This window comes from Frankia sp. AiPs1, from assembly GCF_023716945.1.
Classification (GTDB): domain Bacteria; phylum Actinomycetota; class Actinomycetes; order Frankiales; family Frankiaceae; genus Frankia.
In genome coordinates this window covers 1-2664 of the sequence record NZ_JAMQQF010000705.1, presented here as the reverse complement: position 1 = coordinate 2664, position 2664 = coordinate 1, and the positions used below count along the sequence as shown (strand labels likewise).

The window sequence follows — 2664 nt, the reverse complement described above, 5'->3', positions numbered from 1 at the left end:
CCCCCCCCCCCCCCCCCCCCCCCCCCCCCCCCCCCCCCCCCCCCCCCCCCCCCCCCCCCCCCCCCCCCCCCCCCGCCAGGCGCCGCTCAGGCCGCGGCGACGGTCTGCCGGCGCAGCCAGGCCACGGTCCGCGCCAGGCCCGCGTCGAGGTCGACCGCGGGCCGCCAGCTCACCAGCCGCTCGGCCAGGCGCACGGACAGGGCGATGCGGGCCAGCTCGCCGGGACGCGCCGGCAGCCGCAGCGGGACGTCAGGTGCGCCGACGATCGCGGCGATCCGGCTGTGCAGCTCCCGGACGCTGGTCTCGACGCCGGTGCCGATGTTGAGCCGGGCGCCGGCAGCGGCGTCCACCGGCAGCACCCGGGTGAACGCCTCGGCCACGTCGCCGACGAAGACGTAGTCCCGGCTCGCGGTACCGTCGCCGAAGATCTTCGCCTGCCGCCCGGCCAGCATGGCCGTGCCGAAGATGGCGACGACGCCCGCCTCGCCGTGCGGGTCCTGCCGCGGCCCGTAGACGTTGGCCAACGCCAGGGCGGTCGAAGCCACGCCGTGGGTGGCCCGGTAGACGTTGAGATACAGCTCGCCGGCGGCCTTGCTCGCGGCGTACGGGGACTCGGGCGCCACCGGCGCCGTCTCGTCCACCGGCAACCTGGCCGGCGAGCCGTAGATCGACCCGCCGGACGACGTGTGGATGACCTTGGACGTGCCGGCGAGGCGGCTGGCCTCGAGAACGTTGATCGTGCCGAGCACGTTCTGCCGCGCGTCGCGCAGCGGGTCGGCGACGCTGACCCGAACGTCGATCTGGGCCGCGAGGTGGGCGATCGCCTCGGGCCGCACCCGGTCGGCGAGGGCGAGCAGCTCGGGCGAGGTGACGTCGAGCTGCTCGAAGGAGAAGCGGGGGTCTGTCGCCGCGGCGGTGAGGTTGGCCAGCCGCCCGGCGGACAGGTCGTCGACGCCGACGACGCTGTGCCCGTCGGCCAGCAGCCGGTCGGTGACGGTGGAACCGATGAAGCCGGCCGCGCCGGTGACGAGGATGCGCACGATGCAGGACACTAGCCCGCACTCCTATGCACTTACTGTGCACTACCTGTACGCCGGGTGACCGCAAACGCCGTGACGGCCAGACGCCGTCACGGCGGGTGCTCACGTTCGGTGAAGCGGGACAGCCTCGCGGGCGGGCCGCCGCCGCCCTAGTCGGGGCGGAACTCCGTGGCGTCCGCCTCCACCCGGGCCGACCGGAGCCGGGCCAGGACGCTGTTCCGCAGCGAGTCCGGCGCCCGCTCCCCGCCGCACTTGCGGGCGACGAGCATTTTCACCTCGTGTTCCACGCCGAACTCACGCAGGCACGGGGAGCACTCGTCGAGATGCGACCGGATGAGGTTCTGCTGCCCGCCGTCGCACTCGCCATCGAGATAGAGGAAGACCGCGTCCAGCACCTTCCGGCAGTCGACCTCGTGTTCACCACCGCAGCTCACGACGCACCACCCTCGCCGTCGGCGGACCCTGCGCCCACCAGGCCACGACCGGCCGCGTACTGCTCCAGAGACTTGCGCAGACCGCGTCGGCCACGGTGCAACCGGGACATCACGGTCCCGATCGGCGTTCCCATGATCTCCGCGATCTCCTTGTAGGCGAAGCCCTCGACGTCGGCGAGGTACACCGCCATCCGGAAGTCCTCGGGCAACGCCTGCAACGCGTCCTTGATGTCACTGTCGGGCAGGTGTTCCAGCGCCTCGGTCTCCGCGCTCTTCAGGCCGCTGGACGTGTGCGACTCCGCCTCGGCGAGCTGCCAGTCCTCGACCTGCTCGGTCGGGCTCTGCAACGGCTGCCGCTGCCGCTTGCGGTAGGTGTTGATGAAGGTGTTGGTGAGGATCCGGTAGAGCCACGCCTTGAGGTTCGTGCCCTCCTGGAACTGATGGAAGGCCGCGAACGCCTTGACGAAGGTCTCCTGGACGAGATCCTCCGCGTCAGCCGGATTGCGGGTCATCCGCAGGGCAGCCGCATAAAGTTGGTCGAGGTACGGGAGGGCGTCGCGCTCGAACCGCGCGCCCCGCTCCTCGGTGGTCTCGTCGACCAGGATCACTCCCTCACCGTCACGCTGTGCAACGGCCTGCTCCGCACTCCGGGTTTCGGACCGGACGGAACCGGACCGTCTCTCCGGAGCGGACGATACCCCGACCACGGCCCCGGCGCGCATCGGAACGACGGCCGCAGGGGGCCATTGTGGGACATGTCGCGGCCGCGCCGACGGTTGCCGGTGGGTGGCGTTCGCAGGAGTCATGGGACCTCCGTGACCTCGTGAGACAACGGTGTCAACGTCGATCACCCCGCGGCTGATTCCCGTCCCAACACCGACCCGCCCAACCTGTCGAGCAGGAAGGCGGCGCCGATCCGGGCGGCCTGCGCGACAGCCTCGCCGGCCGGCCGGCCGTCCCGCACCCGGGTCCGGAAGGAGTGGTCGCCCCCCGCGACGAGGTACACCCGCCGGTCGAGCGCCGGATCCGGCTCCGGTCGGCCGAAGGTGTCCCGGTCGCCCTGAACGACGAGGACAGGCACGCCGGCGCCGTCGAGCTCCCCCTGTCGCGACGGCTTCAGGCCGCCCGCCGCGGTGGTGCCCGGCGGCCGCAGCGGGAAGCCGAGGGCGAGCACCCCGCGGGCGCCGGAC

The 2664-nt window shown here is 72.8% G+C and carries 4 protein-coding genes; all 4 read right to left on the bottom strand.

The window, feature by feature from the left end:
* Window positions 1-86: 86 nt before the first annotated feature.
* Entirely contained in the window at window positions 87-1040 is a 954-nt protein-coding gene (locus ND748_RS29680; RefSeq protein WP_251749510.1) for an NAD-dependent epimerase/dehydratase family protein, read from the bottom strand.
* Between the two features lie 149 nt (window positions 1041-1189).
* The gene (gene rsrA / locus ND748_RS29675; protein ID WP_251749509.1) at window positions 1190-1474 is read right to left on the bottom strand and encodes a mycothiol system anti-sigma-R factor; all 285 of its coding nucleotides are present in this window, start codon (window positions 1472-1474) and stop codon (window positions 1190-1192) included.
* Window positions 1471-2280 carry a sigma-70 family RNA polymerase sigma factor gene (locus ND748_RS29670; RefSeq protein WP_251749507.1) on the bottom strand — a complete coding sequence of 270 codons (810 nt, stop codon included), beginning with the start codon at window positions 2278-2280 and terminating at the stop codon, window positions 1471-1473. Before ND748_RS29670 ends, rsrA begins: the two co-directional genes overlap by 4 nt.
* A 41-nt stretch (window positions 2281-2321) precedes the next feature.
* Window positions 2322-2664 (bottom strand): alpha/beta family hydrolase (locus tag ND748_RS29665; protein WP_374216071.1); only part of this gene is annotated, 343 nt, incomplete at its 5' end.